The sequence below is a fragment of the Jatrophihabitans sp. YIM 134969 genome (assembly GCF_054456675.1).
On record NZ_JBTJEQ010000015.1, the window covers coordinates 33,546 to 52,635 of the forward strand.

Below are 19,090 nucleotides of genomic sequence, written 5' to 3' on the forward strand. Positions count from 1 at the left end.
GGGGTGGTCGTGAGCGGGCGGCCTCAGCGGCCGAGCAGGCGCTCGACGCGGCCGACATCGGCCGGCGCGAGCTGCTGCTCGCCGGTCATGCGGCGCTTCTGACGCGAGGACTTGCGCTCCAGCAGGTGGCGCTTGCCGGCGCGCTCGAACATGAGCTTGCCGCTGCCGGTGGTCTTGAAGCGCTTCTTCGCGCCGGAGTGCGTCTTGTTCTTGGGCATGGCTTCGGTGACTCGACTCTCTGGTTCGTGCCGCCCCGGACGTCGGGTGCGACGTCCGGGTGCGGCGCGGGCGGTCCGGATCCGGTACGCGCTCAGGCGGTGGCGGACTCGGGCTTGGTACGGCTGGGCTGACCCGCGCGGTGCGGGGCCACGACCATGGTCATGTTCCGGCCGTCCTGCTTGGGCGAAGCCTCGACGAAGCCCAGCTCACCGATGTCCTGCGCGAGCCGCTGCAGCAGCCGGTACCCCAGCTCGGGGCGGGACTGCTCGCGTCCGCGGAACATGATGGTGATCTTGACCTTGTCGCCGGCCTTGAGGAACCGCTCGACGTGACCCTTCTTGGTCTCGTAGTCGTGCGGGTCGATCTTCGGCCGGAGCTTCATCTCCTTGACGACGGTCAGGGCCTGGTTGCGACGCGCCTCGCGAGCCTTCTGGGCGGCTTCGTACTTGTACTTGCCGTAGTCCATGAGCTTGCAGACGGGCGGCCGGGCCATGGGGGCGACCTCGACCAGGTCCAGGTCGCTCTCGGCGGCGAGCTCGAGAGCCTTGCCGATCGGCACGATGCCGACCTGCTCGCCCTCGGGTCCGACGAGTCGGACCTCCGGGACCCGGATGCGGTCGTTGATCCTCGGTTCGGAGCTGATGGGGCCTCCTGTGTTCGATGTGGTTCTGGGTTCGATGTGGTTCTGGGGTCGATGCGGTTCTGGGATCGCGAGGCGCCCGGCACGACGACGGCCCCGCTGCGACGTGGCAGACGGGGCCGAGGAGGAGAGCGGTGCACGGCTCGCGTGCCCGTCGGACACGGCGGGGCCGCGTTCCACGGGCACGGCGCGGTGCGCCGCTCGACCGGACCCGGACGCCTTCGTACCTGACGGACGGGTGGGTGACCTCGACGGTCTCCGCTTGCCGGCCACCGATCGCGTGCGGGGATCCCGCGCGGACCGGTGGCCTGGTCGAGTGCCAGGGTAGCAGCGTGAGCGAACCCCCGGCCAACGCCGACCACGACCACCCCCACGAGCCCGCCCGCGAGCTCGGGGACATCCCCGCCGTCGAGATCATCACCCGGGCGGCGGTCATGCTCATGAGCGGCGCCGCCGACAAGCTCGGCCTGGGCGCCGACGACCGGGCCGCGGCCCGGCTCGACCTCGACGAGGCCCGCCGGCTCATCGAGGCGCTCGCCGGGTTGGTCAAGGCGGCCGAGCCGAACCTCGGGATGCACCGGCAGCCGCTGCGCGACGGGGTGCGCTCGTTGCAGGCGGCCTTCCGGGAGGCGTCCCCGTACCCCGACGCCCCCGGTCAGGGGCCGGGCGAGCGGTAGGCGCCGTCCGCCCGAGAGTTCCGCCGGAGAGTCCGGCAGAAGTCCCGTCAGGGGGGTCCGGTCAGGGGGGTCCGGTCAGGGGGTCCGGTCAGGCGGCGGCGCGTGGGGACCGCACCTGCGCCTGCAGCTGGCGCAACTGCGTCATCGTCGCCACGGCGCGGTCGCCGTCCCAGCGGTGGACGGCATACAGCGAGAGGTACTCCTCGCCCGGCAGCACGAGACGCGCGAAGCGGGCGCCGGCCGGGAAGCGGATGTCGACGACGACGTCCCACGGGACGTACCGGTACCGGCCGGCCCAGGCCTTGGTGCGGAAGCCGTGCCGGTCGGCGACCAGCCGTGGCCGGGTCAGCAGGAGGACACCGGCGGCGGCGAACAGGCCGATGACGCCGGTGGCGACCTGGTCGGCGGAGGTGAACGGGGCGCCGGCGCTCTCCGACCCCCGCATGACCAGCGCGATGGCCACGAACAGGATGAGGACCGCCACGGCGCCGACGACGGCCCACCGGGCGACCACGACCGGATGCGCCCGCACGGCCGTCGCCTCGTCGACAGGCGGCGCCCCGGTGCCGAAGTCGCGGGTCACAGCCGGCACGCGTCGATCCGCGTCACGAAGATGGCGCGCGCCCCGACGTCCCAGAGATCGTCCATCACCCGGTTGGTGTCGGGGCGGCGGACCATCGCCCGCACCGCCGACCACGCCGGGTCGTGCAACTGGGAGACGGTCGGTGACTCGAACCCGGGCGTGATGGCCACGGCCTGCTCCAGCAGCTCGGTGGGGATGTCGTAGTCCATGAGCACCCACTGCCGGGCGATGATGACGCCCTGCAGCCGGCGCAGCAGTTGCTCGATGCGCGGCTCCCCGGCCCGGCCGATCAGCACCGCCTGACTGGTGAGCAACGGTTCGCCGAACACCTCCAGGCCGTTGTTGCGCAGCGTGGTGCCGGTCTCGACGACGTCGGCGATGGCGTCGGCGACGCCGAGGCGCACGGCCGTCTCCACCGCACCGTCGAGGCGGATGACCTCGGCCGTCAGACCGTGCTCGCCGAGGTACCGCTCGAGCACGCCCGGGTAGGCGGTCGCGATACGGGCGCCCTCGAGGTCGCCGACCCCGGCGAAGCGCCCGGTGGGCCCGGCGAAGCGGAAGGTCGAGCGGCCGAACCCGAGCTCGAGCAGGGGGGCGGCGTCGGCGCCGGCGTCGAGCAGCAGGTCGAGGCCGGTGATGCCGACGTCGAGACGGCCGGAGCCGACGTAGACGGCGATGTCGCGGGGGCGCAGGAAGAACAGCTCGGCGTGGTTGTCGTCGTCGACGAGCACCAGTTCCTTGCTGTCACGGCGCTGCCGGTAGCCCGCCTCGGCGAGCATCTGCGACGCGGGATCGGCGAGGGTGCCCTTGTTGGGCACCGCGATCCGGATGGGGTCGGCGGCGTTCACAGGTGTCGGTACACGTCCTCGAGGGAGAGGCCCTTGGCGAGCATCAGGACCTGGGCCCAGTAGAGCAGCTGTGAGAGCTCCTCCGCGGTGCGGTCGGCGTCCTCGTGCTCGGCGGCCATCCAGGTCTCGGCGGCCTCCTCGACCAACTTCTTGCCGATGGTGTGGACGCCGGCGTCGAGGGCCGCCACGGTGCCCGATCCGGTCGGGCGTTCACGCGCCCGGTCGGTCAGCTGGTCGAACAGCGCGTCGAAGCTCGTCATGGCACCTCCGAGGGTATCGACCGCCCCCCTCTCTAGATTCGCCGCGTGGACGTCGTCACGCAGATCCCCCGCGCCCCCACCCCCGGCGACCTGGCCGACCGGGTCCTCGCCGCACCGCCCCGCCTCGGCACCGTGCGGGTGGTCGCGGTCGACGGCGGGGCGGCGGCGGGGAAGTCCACGCTCGCCCGGGCGCTCGCCGCGGCGGTGCGCGACCGCGGGCACACGGCCGAGGTGCTGCAGACCGACTTCCTGCTGGAGGGTTGGGACGGCCAGTTCACGTTCCACGACCGGCTCCGCGACGACGTGCTCGCTCCCCTCGCGGCCGGCCGGCCGGGACGGGTCGCCCGCTACGACTGGCACGCGGGCCGCTTCGACGGCGAGACCGAGGTGCGGGTCGCGGACGTCGTCGTGGTCGAGGGCGTGAGTGCTGTGGCGGCGTGCGGTGACGCCGCGGCGCTCACGGTGTGGGTCGACCTCGACCGGCCGGAGCGCGAACGGCGGTGGCTCGCGCGTGACCGCGAGGACCACCTGCTGCCGGAGTGGCGGCGGTGGCTCGACCGCGAGGACGCCTGGTTCGCGGCGCACCCGGTGAGCGCCGACGTCGTCGTCGGGGGTGGCGAGGTGCCGGGCGGCGAGGTCGGTGGGGTCATCCGGACCGTCGCGCAGCGCGCGGTGCACACGACGCCGTGGATGACCGTCCGCGAGGACGAGGTGCAGTTCCCGGACGGCTCGCGCGGCACGTTCGGCGTCGTGGCCAAGCGCGACTTCGTCACGGTGGTCGCGGCCGAGCGGGACGGCTTCTGGCTGGTCGAGCAGTTCCGGTACCCGGTCGGCTCCCGCCAGTGGGAGTTCCCCCAGGGCGGCTGGCCCGCGGGCCACTCCGGCACCCAGGCCGACCTCGCGCGGGCCGAGCTGGCCGAGGAGACCGGACTGCGGGCGGCGACGTGGGAGCACCTGGGCCGGTTGTTCGCGGCCTACGGGTACAGCGACCAGTCCTTCGACGTGTTCCTCGCGACCGACCTCACGCTCGGCCCCACCCGGCGGGAGGCGTCGGAGCAGGACATGGTGACCCGGTGGTTCCCCGAGGCCGAGGTGCGGCGGATGGTGCGCCACGGCCGGTTCGCCGACTCCAACAGCGTGGCGGCGTTGCTGTTGCTCGACGACCACCGGGCCCGGACGGACGACGCACGGGGCTGACGCGCCCGCGCGGATCTCAGCGCGAGGCGGCGGCGTTCCAGGCGAGCGCGGTGGTCACCAACGGGGCGCTCGCGGCGTCGAGGGCGAAGTGGCGCCGCGGCCGGCGGAACGGCTCGGCCGGACGGTCGTCCTCGGGGGCCGACGTGGACGCCTGGTCGCGTCCGCCCGACACGACGGGCTGGTGAGCTGTGTCCATGTTCGCCTCCGATCCTGAGACATCCGACTGTGAAGTCGTTGTCGAGGATACGGGTTCTCAGGCCGTCGTACCACGCGAAGCCACTGTGAACTGAGGAGGTCCACAGAACACCCACACGGGTTTGACCCGGAATGTCACGAGCGCGGAGCGACCTCGCGCAGCGTGACGGCCGTGGCGAGTGCGGCCTGCGCCGCCTCGTACCCCTTGTCCTCGGCCGACCCCGGCAGTCCGGCGCGGTCGAGGGCCTGGGCCTCGGTGTCACAGGTGAGCAGGCCGAAGCCGATCGGCACGCCGGTGCGCACGGCGACGTCCACCAGTCCGTTCGTCGCCCCCGCACAGACGTAGTCGAAGTGCGGCGTCCCGCCCCGGATCACCACGCCGAGGGCGACCACGGCGTCGTGACCCGCGGCCAGGCGGGACGCGGCGACCGGCAACTCGAAGCTGCCGGGCACGCGCACCTCGAGCACCTCGGTCACCCCGGACTCGGCCAGAGCGCGCCGGGCGCCCTCGAGCAGGCCGTCCATGACCACCGTGTGCCAGAGCGAGGCGACGACCGCGACCCGCAACCCCTCGGCGCCGCGGACGGGTTCGGCCGCCGGCGCGCCGTGACCGGCCACGCTCAGAGCTCCGATCCGGGGTCGAGGCGGGGGTCGGCGGGCTCGTGGACCACGCCGTCGTCGCCGCCGGTGAGCATCGCTTCGACCTCGAAGACGTGGCCCATCCGGTCGCGCTTGGTCTGGAGGTACCGCAGGTTGTGCGGGGTGACCTGCACGGGCAGGCGGACGTTGCCGAGGACGGTCAGGCCGTACCCCTCGAGCCCGACGCGCTTGGCGGGGTTGTTCGACAGCAGCCGCATGGTCCGGACGCCGAGGTCGCGGAGGATCTGGGCACCGGTGCCGTAGTCGCGGGCGTCGGCCGGCAGGCCCAGTTCGAGGTTGGCGTCGACGGTGTCGCTGCCCTCGTCCTGCAGTTGGTAGGCCTGCAGTTTGTGCAGCAGGCCGATCCCGCGTCCCTCGTGCCCGCGCATGTAGAGCACGACCCCGCGGCCCTCGGCGGCGACGGCCGCGAGCGCCGCCTGCAGCTGCGGCCCGCAGTCGCACCGCAGCGACCCGAAGACGTCGCCGGTGAGGCACTCGGAGTGGACCCGGACCAGGACGTCGTCGGCGTCGGGGGCGTGGTCGGCGCCCGCCGGGACCTCGCCGATGTCACCCATGACGAAGGCGATGTGCTCGCGGGCGTCGTAGGTGCTGCGGTAGCCGATGGCCCGGAACGTGCCCTGCTCGAGCGGGACGTTCGCCTCGGCGGCCCGTTCGATCAGCCGGTCAGAACGACGGCGGTGGGCGATGAGGTCGGCGATGGAGATCAGCGCGAGGTCGTGCTCGTCGCAGAAGACCCGCAGTTCCTCGGCATGGGCCATACCGGAGGGGTCCTTCTCGCTGACGATCTCGCACAGCACCCCGACGGGGTTGAGCCCGGCGAGGGTCGCGAGGTCGACCGCGGCCTCGGTGTGCCCCGGACGGCGCAGCACCCCGCCCTCCTTCGCCCGCAGCGGGACGACGTGGCCCGGCCGGGTGAAGTCCGCGGCGGTCGAGGTGGGATCGGCCAGCAGGCGGATGGTGTGGGCGCGGTCGGTGGCCGAGATGCCGGTGCTGCGGGTGTCGCGGGCGTCGACGGTCACGGTGTACGCGGTGCCGCGCCGGTCCTGGTTCGTGCGGAACATCGGCGGCAGGTCGAGCCGGTCGGCGTCGGCCTCGGGCAGGGGCACGCAGATGTAGCCCGAGGTGTAGCGGACGGTGAACGCGATGAGCTCGGGCGTGGCCAGTTCGGCCGCGAAGATCAGGTCGCCCTCGTTCTCGCGGTCCTCGTCGTCGACGACGACCACGGCCTTGCCCGCGGCGATGTCCGCGATCGCCCGCTCGACGGTGTCGAGCCGGGTCGTGGTGCTGGTCATGCGTCCTCCCGGCGTACGACCTGCAACAGCCGTTCGGTGTACTTGGCGAGCACGTCGACCTCGAGGTTGACCGGGTCGCCGGGCTGCTTCGCGCCCAGCACCGTCGCCCGCAGGGTCTCGGGGATGAGGCCGACCTCGAACCAGTCCGAGCCGTCGTCGTCGCGGCCCACGCCTGCGACGGTGAGCGACACGCCCTCGACGGCGACCGACCCCTTCTCGGCGACGTAGCGGGCGAGGTCGGCCGGCAGGGCGAAGCGGACCAGCTCCCAGTTGGCGCCGGGGGTGCGTGACACGACCCGCCCGGTGCCGTCGACGTGGCCCTGCACGACGTGGCCGCCGAGGCGGGCGTCGGCGCGGACGGCGCGTTCGAGGTCGACCGGGTCGCCCGCGGCGAGGCCGCCGACGGTGGTGCGGTCGAACGTCTCGCCCATGACGTCGAAGGAGATCTGCTGCTGCTCGCCGTAGGCGTACCAGCCGGTCACCGTGAGACAGACGCCGTTGACCGCGATGGACGCCCCGTGGGTGATGTCGTCCGCGACCGTGCGCGCAGCGATCGTCAACACCCCGCCGTCGCCCTCGCGGGTCACCTGGACGACCTCACCGACCTCTTCGACGATGCCCGTGAACACCTAGCTGTCTCCCCAACTCCGGTCCTGGTCCCGGTCCCCCGGGTACCGCGGGCGCGCGACGAGCCGCAGGTCCTCCCCCACGCGCTCGACGCTGTCCAAACTCAGTGTGACGGCATCGGCGAGGGTGTCCACACCGGCGTCGGCGAGCAGTGACGGACCCGACCCCAGCAACAGCGGCGCGAGGTAGCCCACGACCTCGTCGACGAGCCGGCCCTCGAGGAACGCACCCGCGACCGTCGGGCCGCCCTCGACCAGGACGTGGCGCACGCCGCGGTCGTAGAGCGCCTTCAACGCGAACCGCGGGACGGCGGTGTCGAGCAGGACGGTCTCGGCGGCGTCGTCGAGGACCCGGGCGGTGTCGGGCACGCGGTGCCGGCGGTCCAGGACGACCCGCAGCGGCTGGTGCTCGGCGTTCTCGCCGTCGGCGTCGCGCACGGTCAGCTGCGGGTCGTCGACCAGCACGGTGCCGCTGCCGACCACGATGGCGTCGACCCGCGCGCGCAACGCGTGGACGTCGCGGCGCGCGGCCTCGCCGGTGATCCAGCGTGAGGTGCGGTCGGCGGCGGCGACCCGGCCGTCGAGGGTCGCGCCGAACTTCCAGGTGACGAACGGCCGTCCGGTGCGCACGGCGTGCAGCCACGGACCGAGTGCGCCGGCGACCGCCTCGGCCGTCTCGAACCCGGTGACGACCTCGACCCCCTCGCGCGCGAGGTGGTCCGCCCCGCCCGACGCCTCGTCGGTGGGTTCGGGTGTGGCGACGACGACCGTGGCGATTCCCGCCTGCAGGATCGCGGCGGTGCAGGGGCCGGTGCGGCCGGTGTGGTCGCACGGTTCGAGGGTGACGACGAGCGTGCCGCCGCGGGCCCGCTCCCCGGCCGCGGCCAGCGCGGTGACCTCGGCGTGCGGACCTCCCGCCGGGGCGGTGCCACCCTCGCCGACCGGGTCGCCCGCGGCGTCGAGCACGACGGCGCCGACCGGCGGGTTGGGACTCGTGCGGCCCTGCACGCGCGCGCCCAGCAGGCGGGCGCGGGCCATCGCGGTGGAGAGGTCGGTGGTCAGCGGGTGCTCCTCGCCGAGGCCATCGCCGGGCGGGCCACGGCGCGCAGGGCCTCGACCGCCGCCGCGGGGTCGTCCGCGTTGTAGACGGCGGACCCGGCGACGAAGACGTCGGCGCCCGCCTCGGCGGCCCGGCCGATGGTGTCGGGGTCGATGCCGCCGTCGACCTCGAGGAACAGCCGCAGGTGCCCGGCGTTCACCGCCTTGCGCACGGCCGTGACCTTGCGCAGGCAGTCGGCGCGGAACGACTGGCCGCCGAAGCCCGCCTTGACCGTCATGATCAGCGCGGTGTCGAAGTGCTTGAGGACGTCGAGGTAGGGCTCGATGTCGGAGTCGGCGTCGATGGCGAGGCCGGCGAGCGAACCCGCGGCCCGCAGGTCACGCGCGATCGCCGCCGGGTCGGCCGCGGCCTCGGCGTGGAAGGTGACGTTGGTGGCGCCGAGTTCGGCGTAGCCGACGGCCCACCGGTCGGGGTCGTCGATCATGAGGTGACAGTCGAGCGGGAGGTCGGTGGCGGCGCGCAGGCTCTTCACCACCGGCGGGCCGAGCGTGAGGTTCGGGACGAAGTGGTTGTCCATCACGTCCACGTGCAGCCAGTCGGCGTTGCCCACGGCGTCGGCCGCCGCGCCGAGGGCGGCGAAATCGGCCGCGAGGATGCTCGGCGCGATCATCGGTTCCGGGGTTCCCGAGGTGTCGGCCACGGTTCACGAGCCTAGTGAGGTCGGCGGCGGCGGCCACCGGCGGTGAGCTGCCACGGAGGCCCGCCACCGCCGGGTGGTCGGCACGACGAGCACGACGAGCACCGCGACGTCGAGGGTCGCGCTGGCCGCGAACAGCCAGCGCAGCCAGTCCGGCACGGCGAACAGCACGGGCACGTTCCTGTCGACGGTCCCCACGACGCGCTGCGCCAGCCCGATCAGGATCGGGACGAGGAAGTATCCGGAGGCCAGCGCGAGCAGTACCGACCCGGCGAGGCCACCCCGACGCGCCGCGCGCACGACCACCAGGTACACCGCGATCATCGCGACCCCGAGGACCCCGAGTGCCACGGCGAGGCCCGCCTCCAGGGCGTCACCGTCGACCGCGACGTCGCCGGCGACGGCGGACACGACCCGGGCCACCTCGTCAGCCAGGCGCGGCGCGGACGCGATCGAGACGGTGGACCCGACCGCCAGCAGCACGGCACGGGCCACCCCGAGCGGGAGCAGCGCACGGACCGCTGGGGGCTTCGGCGGCCGCGGGGCCACACCGGGGTCCGTGGTCAGTGCCGACGCCCCGGCTGACCGTCGTCCGGAGGCGACCATCCGGGCGGCGGTCGGTCGAGGTGCGGCGCAGGCGGCAGGGACGGGAAGCCGGCGTCGAGGGGTGGTGGGCCCGCGGTCGCGACGGGCGACGGCGAGGTCCAGCCGGTCGGCTGCGGGGTCCAGTCCGGCGGCGGTCCGCCCGGGCCCGGGGCCGGGGACAGGGTGGCCGGCGGTGGTCGTACGGCCGCGTACCAGGCGCGCGACGCCGGGAGCAGGAGCAGCGTGACGACCACGGCGTCGACCGCGACCGCCAGCGCAGCGAGCCCCAGCAACCACCCCGGGTAGTCCAGGCCCAGCACCCGCAGCAGCGGGAGGGTGACGACGCTCAGCAGGTTCAGACCGGACAGGATCGCGGTGCCGACCACACCCCACCGCGTGCCGCGGTACGCCGAGCGCGCGAACAACGCCCAGCCGACGAGGAAGCCGAGCGCGAAGACCCCGCCGACGACGGCGCCGATCGTCTCGCTGAACCGGGTGATCGCCGGATCGACAGTCTGGACCCGGCCGCCGCCGAGGCCGAGGCGCTGGTCGAGACGGTCCTGGTACCCGTCCACGATCGAGGGGGCGGCGATCACCGAGGCGACCTGGACCACGCCCACGACCACGATCCGCACGACGGCGGCGATGCCGAACGCCCGGACACTGCTCGGTCGCTCGACCGCCCCCGCCGGGTCCACCGTCTCGCTCACGACGGGAAAGTAGCGCGCGGTGGTGTCAGTCGGCGACGCGGAGCAGGGCGAGGAACATGGCGTCGGTGCCGTGGCGGTGGGGCCACAGCTGCACGTGCGGACCGTCGCCGAGGTCGGGGACGCCGGGGAAGGCCGGGCGGGCGTCGAGCTGGGTCAGACCGGGGTGGCGGGTGAGCGCCTTGCCGACCACACCCGTCGTCTCGTCGGGGTGCGGCGAGCAGGTGACGTACGCGATCACGCCGCCGGGCCGGGTGACCCGGACGGCGGCGTCGAGCAGTTCACCCTGCAGCGACACCAGCGGCGCGACGTCGGCCGGGGTGCGGCGCCACCGCGCCTCGGGCCGCCGGCGCAGGGCGCCGAGGCCGGTGCACGGGGCGTCGAGCAGCACGCGGTCGAACCCGCCGTCCTCGAGCAGCCGCGCGTCGCCGACCTCGACGGTGACGGTGTCGGCGAGGCCCGCGACCCGGCGGCGTACGAGGTCGGCGCGGTGCGGGTGCAGTTCGGTCGCGACGACGTGCGCTCCACGCTCGCGGGCGATCGCGCCCAGCAGCGCGGTCTTGCCGCCGGGGCCGGCCGCGAGATCCGCCCAGCGCAGGTCAGGACCGTCGAACGGGGCGCGGGTGAGCGCGACGGCGACCAGCTGGCTGCCCTCGTCCTGGACCGCCGCACGGCCGGCGCGGACGTCGGGCAGCGCGCCCGGGTCGCCGCCGTGGTCCAGGCGCACGCCGTACGGCGACCACGGGGCGGCCTCGCCCCCGGCGGCGGTGGCCAGGGCGTCGCGGTCGGCGAGGCCCGGCAGGGCGACGAGGTGGGTGACGGGCCGGACGTCGTCGGCGGTGAGCGCCGCGGCCGTCTCCGCGAACGGTGTTGCATCATGCAACGCTCGGGCGAACGCCTCGGCGATCCAGGCGGGGTGGGCGTCGCGCACGGCGAGCGCGGCGAGCGGGTCACGCCCGTTCGCCAACTGCGCGGTCCAGGCGTCCCAGTCCTTGGTGCCGACCTGACGCAGCACGGCGTTGATGAAGCCCGAGGCCCGGGCGGACTTGCCGGCGCGGGCCAGGTCGACGGTGCTCGCGACGGCTGCGTGCGGGGGCACCCGGGTGCGCAGGAGCTGGTAGGCGCCGAGGCGCAGCAGGTCCAGTACCGCGGGGTCGAGGCGGTCGAGCGGCCGGTTGCTGCACCGGGCGACGATCTCGTCGAGCACACCCCCGGCGCGCAGGGTGCCGTACCCGAGCTCGGTGGCGAACGCGGCGTCGCGGGTGTCGAGCTTCGCCTCGCGCAGCAGGGTCGGCAGGGTCAGGTTGGCGTAGGCGTCGTCGGCGCGGACGGCCCAGAGCAGGTCGAGCGCCACGCGGCGGGCGCGGTCAGGCACACCGCTCCCCCGGTGTCGGGCGGGCGCCGCGGGCCCAGTCGGCCGCGGGCATGGGCTTCTTGCCCGGTGGCTGCACCCACCCCAGTTCGACGGCCCTCGTGGCGGTGCCGATGCGGACGGCCTTGCCCACGACGGCGATCTCGCCCGGCGTGAGGCTCTCCGGGTCGCCGGTCAGCCCGACCGGTCCGAGCCGCAGCCGGGTGTCGCGGAAGGTCGTCCACGCCCCGGGTTCGGGGGTGCAGGCACGGACCCGGCGGTCGACGGCGACGGCCGGATCGGTCCACACGATCCGGGCGTCGTCGACCGTGATCTTGCCGGCGATCGACACGCCGTCGTCCGGCTGCGGCACCGGTTCGAGCTGGCCGCCCTCGATCCCGTCGAGCGTGGCCAGCAGCAGACCGGCACCGGCGGTCGCCAGGCGGTCCAGGAGGTCGCCCGCGGTGTCGGTGGGGCGGACGGTCTCGGTGAGCACGCCGAACACCGGCCCGGTGTCGAGGCCGCGTTCGATGAGGAACGTCGACGCGCCGGTGACGTCGTCGCCGTGGAGGACGGCGTGCTGGACCGGCGCGGCGCCCCGCCAGGCGGGCAGGATCGAGAAGTGCAGGTTGACCCAGCCGTGCACGGGGATCTCGAGCGTTGCAGAGGGCAACAGTGCGCCGTACGCCACCACGGGGCAGCAGTCGGGCTCGAGGTCGCGCAGTTGGTCGAGGAACTCCGGGTCGCCCGCCTTGGCCGGGGTGAGGACCGGCACGCCGTGCTCGGCGGCCAGTTCGGCCACGGGCGACGGCGTCAGGGCGCGGCCGCGACCCTGCGGCTTGGCCGGGCGGGTGACGACCGCCGCGACCTCGTGGCGGTCGACCTCGAGCAGCGTGCGCAGGCTGGGCAGGGCTGCGGCGGGGGTGCCCGCGAAGACGAGCCTCACCGGGCGGGTCCGAAGGCGCTCACGGTCGGGCCGTCGTGCGGCGAGATCTTGACGACGGGCGCGGACTCCCCCGACCACGCGCCCCCGGGGGCCTGGGCCTCGCGGATCGCCTTCATCGCGGCGCGGCGGGCCTCGGTGTCGAGGCGGTCGACGAACAGCACGCCGTCGAGGTGGTCGGTCTCGTGCTGGATGCAGCGCGAGAGCTTGGCGGTGCCCTCGATCGTGATCGGGTCGCCGTGGACGTTCTGGCCGTGGGCGACGACGTGCTCCTTGCGGACGCAGTCGAAGGCGAGGCCGGGGATCGACAGGCAGCCCTCGGGGCCGTCCTGCTCCTCGTCGCCCGGGAAGTGCAGGACCGGGTTGATCAGGTGGCCCTGCTGTTCCTCGTCGAGGTGGTAGGTGAAGACACGCAACCCGACGCCGATCTGGGGTGCAGCCAGACCGACGCCGGGTGCGTCGAGCATCGTGGCCGTGAGGTCGTCGACCAGCCGGCGCAGTTCCTTGTCGAAGACGGTCACGGGTTCCGCGGCGGTGCGCAGGACGGGGTCTCCGAACAGCCGGATGGGGACGACACTCACGGGTTCGATCGTACGGAGGCGGCTCAGGCCTCGAGGCGGGCGTCGAGCGTGATGTCGACGCCGGTGAGGGCCTTGCTGACCGGGCAGCCGGCCTTGGCGGCCTGAGCGGCCTGCTCGAACGCCGCGGCGTCGACGCCGGGGACCTCGCCGACCACGGTCAGCTTGATGCCGGTGAGCTTGAAGCCGCCCGCCGGGTCCGGGCCGAGCGAGACGTCGGCCTTGACGTCGAGGCTCTCGACGGTGCCGCCGGCCTCGCCGAGCATGGCCGAGAACTGCATCGCGTAGCAGGCCGAGTGGGCCGCGGCGATGAGCTCCTCGGGGCTGGTGGTGCCGTCCGCGTCGTCAGCGGCGCGCTTGGGGAACGACACCTCGTAGGTGCCGACCTTCGAGCTGGACAGCTCGACCTGGCCGGAACCCTCCTGCAGGCTGCCGTTCCAGGCGGTGCGAGCGGTGCGCGTGGGCATGGGATCTCCTCGTCGTCGGGGAGGGCGGACTGGCGCCGCCCTACGACATGAAACGTACCCAATTCAGTTGTGCACAATCAAGTGGGGCTGCTCACGACGCCGCGAGGTTGTCCTCGAGCTGCCGCAGGACGGTGCGCAGGGCGGCGAAGCCTTCGTCGTCGAGGCCCATCGCGCGCCCCATCTGTTGCGGCACCCTGGCCGCCCGACGCTTGAGGGCGCGACCCTCGGGCGTCACCGAGATCTCGACGCTGCGTTCGTCCTCGGCCCGCCGCCGCTTCGCCACCAGGCCGTCGTCCTGCAGCCGCCGGACGAGCGGGCTCAGGGTGCCGGAGTCCAGGTGCAGGCGCGCCCCGAGCTCGGTCATGGTGACCGGCTGGCCCTCCCACAGCACGACCATGACGAGGTACTGCGGGTACGTCAGCCCCAGCGGTTCGAGCAGGGGCCGGTACCGCGCGGTCACGGCACGCGACGCCGCGTAGAGGTCGAAGCACAGCAGGTCGTCGAGGGTCACCACCGGTGCGGACGGCATGTGCGCAGTCTAGTTGCGCGCAACCGAATGGCGCGAGATCAGCCGAGGACGGCCGGGTCGAGATCGATCCGCACCGCCGGATCGGCCTTGCGGGCCGACCGGGCCGAGGCGCCGATCTTGAGCGCGGCCGCGAGCGCGGCGCCCTCGGTGCGGGGAACGCGGACCAGCAGGCGTTCGTCGTCGCCGGACCCGACCGGGCCGATGACCTCGGCGGAGCCCGGCAGCGGTGACCCGGCGAGCAGGTCCGCCACCGCCGGGGCCGTGCCCCGCAGCGACGCCATGCGGACCGCCGGGGGGAACCCGAGTTCGGCGCGGTCGGCCAGTTCGCGGGCGGCGTGCCACTCCGGGTCCCACCGGACCAGGGCCTGCACGGGCGCGAGTTGCGGGTCGGCCGTGACCACCACGGTGCCGTCGGAGGCGACCAGGGAGGCGGCCGCGCACCACCGCCGCAGCGTCTCCTCGCTCGCCCGGAGGTCGGGCCGCCCGAGCAACGCCCAGGCGTCGAGCAGCAGGGCCGCTCCGTACCCGCCCTCCGCGACCGGTTCGGCACCGGGCGTGGAGATGACCAACGCCGGCCCGCTGCCGACCCGGTCGAGCACCTCCCCCGCACCGGAGGTCCGCACCGACGCCCCGGGGAAGGCCCGGCCCAACTCCTCGGCCGTCCGCTTGGAACCGATGACCACCGCCCGCAGCGTCGTCTCCCCGCACACCGGGCATGCCCAGGTGGTGGCGGTGCGTCCGCACCACCCGCACACCGGCGTGCCGCCCGAGCGTCCGACCTGCAGCGGGCCGTGGCAGTGCACGCACCGGGCGGGCGTGCGGTCGCGCTGACACGCGAGCGCCGGCACGTAGCCGCGCCGCGGCACCTGGACCAGCACCGGCCGCCCACCCGCGATCGCGTCGCGGGCGGTCCGCCAGGCGAGGGTCGGCAACCGCGCCGAACGGGCCGCTTCGTCGCGGGCGAGTTCGGCGTCGTCGCCGGCGGTCAGCACCCGCGGCGCGGCGGCGCGGACCGTCGCGCGGTCGGCGACGATCTCGTGGGCCCACCCGGCGTCGAGCCACTGCTGGGTCTCGGCGGTGCGGGCGAAGCCGCCGACCAACATCGCTGCACCCTGCAACGACGACCGGATGGCCAGGACGTCGCGGGTGTTCGGGTAGGGCGCGCGGGGTTCGGCGTGAAGGTCGTCGCCGTCGTCCCAGACCACCACGAGGCCGAGATCGGCGACCGGCGCGTAGGCGGCCGCTCGGGAACCGAGCACGATCCGGACGTCGCCGCGGCGCACCGCGAGCCAGCGGCGGTAGCGGCGCTGGGGGCCGTGTTCGGCCGCGAGGGTGACGGCCGCGGCCGGGCCGACCCGGGCGGCCACGGCCGCCTCGAGGCGGCGCAGGTCGCGGGCGTCGGGGACGACCACGACGACGCCACGGCCGGCGCGCGCCGTGGCCTCGACCGCCTCCGCGAGCGGTTCGAACGGGTCGTGTCCGGGCAGCGCCTGCCACACCGCACGCGCCGGACGGCCCTCACGCACCGCCGCGAGGAAGGCGTCCGCCGCCCGGTAGGGCGCCCACGCGGACGGTCGGGGCGACGGCGCGGCGAGGTCCGCGGGACCGGACGCCGCGGTCTCGGCCCGGGCGTGACGCGCCGGGACCCCGAGGCGGACGACGTCGGCGAAGGTGCCCGCGTACCGGTCGGCGACGGCGCGGAACAACGCGCCGGTCTGCGGGGTCAGGACGGGTTCGTCGCCGACGACCCGCAGGATCGGCGCCAGCTTGCCCTGGTGTGTGGTGTCGTCGGCGCGCTCCAGCACCCAGCCGTCGGTGAGCCGCCCGGAGAAGCGGATCCGGACCCGCGAGCCGACCTGCAAGGTGTCGTCGAGATCGGGCGGGACGGCGTAGTCGAAGGGCCGGTCGAGGTGCGGCAGCGGGGTGTCGACGGCGAGCCGGGCCACCGCGCCCTGCCGTCCGTCACCCACGCCTGCGAGTCTCGCAGGGGGCACCGACGGTTCCGCCGGGCGCCCGCGGACGCGAGGGAGGGCCGCACCCGAGCGGGTGCGGCCCTCCGTCGTCGTGCGGGGTCTGCCGTGCGGTGCCTCAGCTGGTCGCGGCGGCCTTGAGGGCGTCGGCGCGGTCGGTCTTCTCCCACGTGAACTCCGGCAGTTCGCGGCCGAAGTGGCCGTACGCCGAGGTCGGGGTGTAGATCGGGCGCTTGAGGTCGAGGTCGCGGATGATCGCGGCCGGGCGCAGGTCGAAGACCGACGTGATCGCGGCGGAGATCTTCTCGACGTCGACGCTCTCGGTGCCGAAGGTCTCGACGAACAGACCCACGGGCTCGGCCTTGCCGATCGCGTAGGCGACCTGGACCTCGCAGCGCTTGGCGAGACCGGCGGCGACCACGTTCTTCGCCACCCAGCGCATCGCGTAGGCCGCGGAGCGGTCGACCTTCGACGGGTCCTTGCCGGAGAACGCGCCGCCACCGTGGCGCGACATGCCGCCGTAGGTGTCGACGATGATCTTGCGGCCGGTGAGGCCGGCGTCGCCCATGGGGCCGCCGATGACGAACTTGCCGGTCGGGTTGACCAGCAGCCGGTAGCCCTCGGTGTCGATGTCGAGCTTCGCCAGCTCGGGGCGCACGACGTGCTCCTCGATGTCCGGTGCGAGCAGCGTGTCGAGGTCGATGTCGTCGGCGTGCTGGGTGGAGACGACCACGGTGTCCAGACGCGCGGGCTTGCCGTCGACGTACTCGATGGTGACCTGGGTCTTGCCGTCCGGGCGCAGGTACGGGACGGTGCCGGACTTGCGGACCGCGGTGAGACGCTCGGCCAGGCGGTGGGCCAGCGCGATCGGCAGCGGCATGAGGGTGTCGGTCTCGTCGCAGGCGTAGCCGAACATCAGGCCCTGGTCGCCCGCGCCCTGCGACGCGATCTCGTCGCTCTCGCTCCCGGTGCGCGACTCGAACGAGGTGTCGACGCCCTGCGCGATGTCGGGGCTCTGCGCGCCGATCGCGACGTTGACACCGCACGAGGTGCCGTCGAAACCCTTGCGCGAGCTGTCGTAACCGATGTCGAGGATCTGCTCGCGCACGATGGTCGGGATGTCGACGTAGGCGTCGGTGGTCACCTCGCCGGCGACGTGGACCTGGCCGGTCGTGATGAGGGTCTCGACCGCCACGCGGCTGCGCGGGTCCTGCGCGAGCAGGGCGTCGAGGATCGAGTCACTGATGCGGTCGGCGATCTTGTCGGGGTGGCCCTCGGTGACCGACTCGGAGGTGAACAGGCGACGGGACACGGAAGGGCTTCTCCTCGAGAGACGTGGTGACGGAACTTCTGCGCGCGGAGGCGTCGGGCCCCCGGAACCGCGCCGCAGTCTACTGGTCCAGGCGGGCCGAGACCGCATCGAACACGGCCGCGGCCAGCACGGCCTTGGGTCCGAGCGGGACGCCGGTCTCCGTGCCGTCGGCGCCGAGCAGGGTGGCGGCGTTGTCGGCGGTGCCGAACGCGACCCCCTTGCCGACGGCGTTGACGACCATGAGGTCGGCGCCCTTGCGGGCGAGCTTCGCGCGGCCGTGGGTGATGACGTCGGCGTCGGCGTCACCGGTCTCGGCCGCGAACCCGACCAGCAGCGGCTCACGCGTCCCGCGCGCGGTGCGGTCGGCCACCAGGCCCGCGAGGACGTCGGGGTTGGCCTCGAGCGCGACGGGCGCGGGGACTCCGGCGGTCTTCTTGATCTTGTGGTCGGCGGTGGCGGCCGGACGGAAGTCGGCGACCGCGGCGGCCATCACGACCACGTCGGCGTCGAGCGCGGCCTTGCTGACGGCCTCACCCAGGGCTACGGCGGTGTCGACCGGGACGACGGTGACCCCACCGGGTGCGACCACCTCGAGGTTGGCCGCGACCAGGGTCACCCGGGCGCCCCGGGCGGCCGCGACGGCGGCGAGGGCGAGGCCCTGCCGGCCGGACGACGCGTTGCCGAGGAAGCGCACCGGGTCGAGCGGTTCGCGGGTGCCGCCGGCGCTGACCACGACGTGCCGGCCGGCGAGGTCGTGGGGCAGGGCGTCCGGGCGGTGCAGCAGCAGCTCGGCGAGTTGGGCCAACTGCGCGGGTTCCGGCAGACGCCCGGGGCCGGTGTCGGCCCCGGTGAGGCGGCCGCTCGCGGGTTCGACGACGACCACACCGCGCTGCCGCAGGGTGGCGACGTTGTCGACGACCGCGGGGTGCTGCCACATCTCGGTGTGCATCGCGGGGGCGACGAGCACCGGACACCGCACCGTGAGCGCGGTGTTGGTGAGCAGGTCGTCGGCGAGGCCGTGGGCGAACCTGGCCAACAGGTCGGCCGTGGCGGGGGCGACGACGAGCAGGTCGGCGGAGCGACCGATGCGCACGTGCGGGACCTCGTGGGCGTCGGTCCAGACGTCGGCCGCGACCGGGTGGCCCGCCAGGGCGGCGAAGGTCGGCGCCCCGACGAACTCCAGGGCCGCAGCGGTCGGCACGACGTGGACGTCGGCACCGAGGCCGTGCGGCGGGGCCTCCCGGAGCCGTCGGAGCAGCTCGAGGCTCTTGTAGGCGGCGATGCCGCCGCCGACGCCGAGAACGACGTGCGGCGCGGTCACCGTCGGTTCAGATCAGGCGGTTCAGGCGGAGGCGGGGTCGTCGGTCGGGGTCGCGCCGAGCACGGCACCGAACTCGTCGACCTGGACCTCGCCCTGCTCGGGCAGCTCGGCCGCGGGGCCGAACTCGATGAGGTCGGTGTTGACCTCGCGCAGCGCGATCGACAGCGGCTTCTCCTGCGGGGCGGTCTCGACCAGCGGGCCGACGTACTCCAGCAGGCCCTCGCCGAGCTGGCTGTAGTAGGCGTTGATCTGGCGGGCGCGCTTGGCCGCGACGATCACCAGGCCGTACTTGCTCTGGGTGCGCTCGAGCAGTTCGTCGATCGGCGGGTTGGTGATGCCCTCAGGGGCGGCGACGGTTCCAGACACGCGAGTC

Annotated in this window: 23 protein-coding genes and 1 pseudogene; 2 read left to right on the top strand and 22 right to left on the bottom strand. The window is 74.2% G+C overall.

Features of this window, described 5'->3' with window-relative positions:
- Positions 1-23: 23 nt before the first annotated feature.
- Together rpmI and infC are read right to left on the bottom strand one after the other, a co-directional pair.
- Positions 24-218: a 50S ribosomal protein L35 gene (rpmI, locus tag ACXR2U_RS09965; protein ID WP_458824839.1), complete on the bottom strand. Its 195-nt coding sequence runs from the start codon at positions 216-218 to the stop codon at positions 24-26.
- A 92-nt stretch (positions 219-310) separates the two neighbouring features.
- Positions 311-928, bottom strand: a complete 618-nt coding sequence (gene infC / locus ACXR2U_RS09970) for a translation initiation factor IF-3 (protein ID WP_458824928.1) — start codon at positions 926-928, stop codon at positions 311-313.
- Between the two features lie 263 nt (positions 929-1,191).
- On the opposite strand from infC, the gene ACXR2U_RS09975 reads away from it, so the two are divergent.
- Entirely contained in the window at positions 1,192-1,536 is a 345-nt protein-coding gene (locus ACXR2U_RS09975) for a DUF1844 domain-containing protein (protein WP_458824840.1), read from the top strand.
- 88 nt (positions 1,537-1,624) lie between these two features.
- Here the strand turns inward: ACXR2U_RS09975 and ACXR2U_RS09980 are convergent, their stop codons facing one another.
- Genes ACXR2U_RS09980 through ACXR2U_RS09990 form a run of 3 tightly spaced genes read right to left on the bottom strand, consistent with a single transcriptional unit; the run spans position 1,625 to position 3,227 of the window.
- The gene (locus tag ACXR2U_RS09980) at positions 1,625-2,128 is read right to left on the bottom strand and encodes a PH domain-containing protein (protein WP_458824842.1); all 504 of its coding nucleotides are present in this window, start codon (positions 2,126-2,128) and stop codon (positions 1,625-1,627) included.
- Positions 2,116-2,949: an ATP phosphoribosyltransferase gene (gene hisG / locus ACXR2U_RS09985; RefSeq protein WP_458824929.1), complete on the bottom strand. Its 834-nt coding sequence runs from the start codon at positions 2,947-2,949 to the stop codon at positions 2,116-2,118. Before hisG ends, ACXR2U_RS09980 begins: the two co-directional genes overlap by 13 nt.
- A 14-nt stretch (positions 2,950-2,963) precedes the next feature.
- The gene (locus ACXR2U_RS09990; RefSeq protein ID WP_458824844.1) at positions 2,964-3,227 is read right to left on the bottom strand and encodes a phosphoribosyl-ATP diphosphatase; all 264 of its coding nucleotides are present in this window, start codon (positions 3,225-3,227) and stop codon (positions 2,964-2,966) included.
- Between the two features lie 45 nt (positions 3,228-3,272).
- Between ACXR2U_RS09990 and ACXR2U_RS09995 the strand changes: the two genes are divergently transcribed.
- Positions 3,273-4,424 carry an NUDIX domain-containing protein gene (locus ACXR2U_RS09995; protein ID WP_458824846.1) on the top strand — a complete coding sequence of 384 codons (1,152 nt, stop codon included), beginning with the start codon at positions 3,273-3,275 and terminating at the stop codon, positions 4,422-4,424.
- A gap of 16 nt (positions 4,425-4,440) precedes the next feature.
- Here ACXR2U_RS09995 and ACXR2U_RS10000 read toward each other — a convergent pair whose 3' ends face one another.
- The 17 genes and pseudogenes from ACXR2U_RS10000 to rpoZ form a co-directional block, all read right to left on the bottom strand.
- A complete protein-coding gene (locus ACXR2U_RS10000; RefSeq protein ID WP_458824848.1) occupies positions 4,441-4,620 on the bottom strand; it encodes a hypothetical protein in 180 nt (59 codons plus the stop codon).
- Positions 4,621-4,754: 134 nt separating this feature from the next.
- Positions 4,755-5,237: a 6,7-dimethyl-8-ribityllumazine synthase gene (gene ribH, locus ACXR2U_RS10005; protein ID WP_458824849.1), complete on the bottom strand. Its 483-nt coding sequence runs from the start codon at positions 5,235-5,237 to the stop codon at positions 4,755-4,757.
- A gap of 2 nt (positions 5,238-5,239) precedes the next feature.
- A complete protein-coding gene (locus tag ACXR2U_RS10010; protein ID WP_458824851.1) occupies positions 5,240-6,571 on the bottom strand; it encodes a bifunctional 3,4-dihydroxy-2-butanone-4-phosphate synthase/GTP cyclohydrolase II in 1,332 nt (443 codons plus the stop codon).
- A complete protein-coding gene (locus ACXR2U_RS10015; RefSeq protein WP_458824853.1) occupies positions 6,568-7,200 on the bottom strand; it encodes a riboflavin synthase in 633 nt (210 codons plus the stop codon). The genes ACXR2U_RS10010 and ACXR2U_RS10015 overlap by 4 nt, the downstream gene beginning before the upstream one ends.
- Entirely contained in the window at positions 7,201-8,235 is a 1,035-nt protein-coding gene (gene ribD, locus ACXR2U_RS10020; RefSeq protein ID WP_458824855.1) for a bifunctional diaminohydroxyphosphoribosylaminopyrimidine deaminase/5-amino-6-(5-phosphoribosylamino)uracil reductase RibD, read from the bottom strand.
- A gap of 20 nt (positions 8,236-8,255) precedes the next feature.
- Positions 8,256-8,927, bottom strand: coding sequence for a ribulose-phosphate 3-epimerase (rpe, locus tag ACXR2U_RS10025; protein WP_458824930.1), 672 nt, complete (start codon positions 8,925-8,927; stop codon positions 8,256-8,258).
- Between the two features lie 33 nt (positions 8,928-8,960).
- Positions 8,961-9,503 (bottom strand): hypothetical protein, encoded by a 543-nt coding sequence (locus tag ACXR2U_RS10030; protein ID WP_458824857.1) that lies wholly within the window; start codon positions 9,501-9,503, stop codon positions 8,961-8,963.
- A 14-nt stretch (positions 9,504-9,517) separates the two neighbouring features.
- Positions 9,518-10,249, bottom strand: coding sequence for a hypothetical protein (locus tag ACXR2U_RS10035; RefSeq protein ID WP_458824859.1), 732 nt, complete (start codon positions 10,247-10,249; stop codon positions 9,518-9,520).
- Positions 10,250-10,274: 25 nt separating this feature from the next.
- The gene (locus ACXR2U_RS10040; RefSeq protein WP_458824860.1) at positions 10,275-11,621 is read right to left on the bottom strand and encodes an RsmB/NOP family class I SAM-dependent RNA methyltransferase; all 1,347 of its coding nucleotides are present in this window, start codon (positions 11,619-11,621) and stop codon (positions 10,275-10,277) included.
- A complete protein-coding gene (gene fmt, locus ACXR2U_RS10045) occupies positions 11,614-12,543 on the bottom strand; it encodes a methionyl-tRNA formyltransferase (RefSeq protein WP_458824862.1) in 930 nt (309 codons plus the stop codon). The genes ACXR2U_RS10040 and fmt overlap by 8 nt, the downstream gene beginning before the upstream one ends.
- Positions 12,540-13,121, bottom strand: a complete 582-nt coding sequence (gene def, locus ACXR2U_RS10050; RefSeq protein WP_458824864.1) for a peptide deformylase — start codon at positions 13,119-13,121, stop codon at positions 12,540-12,542. Before def ends, fmt begins: the two co-directional genes overlap by 4 nt.
- A 23-nt stretch (positions 13,122-13,144) precedes the next feature.
- Positions 13,145-13,585, bottom strand: coding sequence for an OsmC family peroxiredoxin (locus ACXR2U_RS10055; RefSeq protein ID WP_458824866.1), 441 nt, complete (start codon positions 13,583-13,585; stop codon positions 13,145-13,147).
- 91 nt (positions 13,586-13,676) lie between these two features.
- Positions 13,677-14,114, bottom strand: a complete 438-nt coding sequence (locus tag ACXR2U_RS10060) for a MarR family winged helix-turn-helix transcriptional regulator (protein WP_458824868.1) — start codon at positions 14,112-14,114, stop codon at positions 13,677-13,679.
- A 38-nt stretch (positions 14,115-14,152) separates the two neighbouring features.
- Entirely contained in the window at positions 14,153-16,084 is a 1,932-nt protein-coding gene (locus tag ACXR2U_RS10065) for a primosomal protein N' (RefSeq protein WP_458824870.1), read from the bottom strand.
- Between the two features lie 118 nt (positions 16,085-16,202).
- Complete coding sequence (gene metK, locus ACXR2U_RS10070; protein ID WP_458824872.1) at positions 16,203-17,396, bottom strand: methionine adenosyltransferase; 1,194 nt, start codon at positions 17,394-17,396, stop codon at positions 16,203-16,205.
- Between the two features lie 79 nt (positions 17,397-17,475).
- Positions 17,476-18,717, bottom strand: a complete 1,242-nt coding sequence (coaBC, locus tag ACXR2U_RS10075; RefSeq protein WP_458824874.1) for a bifunctional phosphopantothenoylcysteine decarboxylase/phosphopantothenate--cysteine ligase CoaBC — start codon at positions 18,715-18,717, stop codon at positions 17,476-17,478.
- 114 nt (positions 18,718-18,831) lie between these two features.
- A pseudogene (rpoZ, locus tag ACXR2U_RS10080) lies at positions 18,832-19,083 on the bottom strand (DNA-directed RNA polymerase subunit omega); the annotation flags it as partial.
- Between the last annotated feature and the right edge of the window lie 7 nt (positions 19,084-19,090).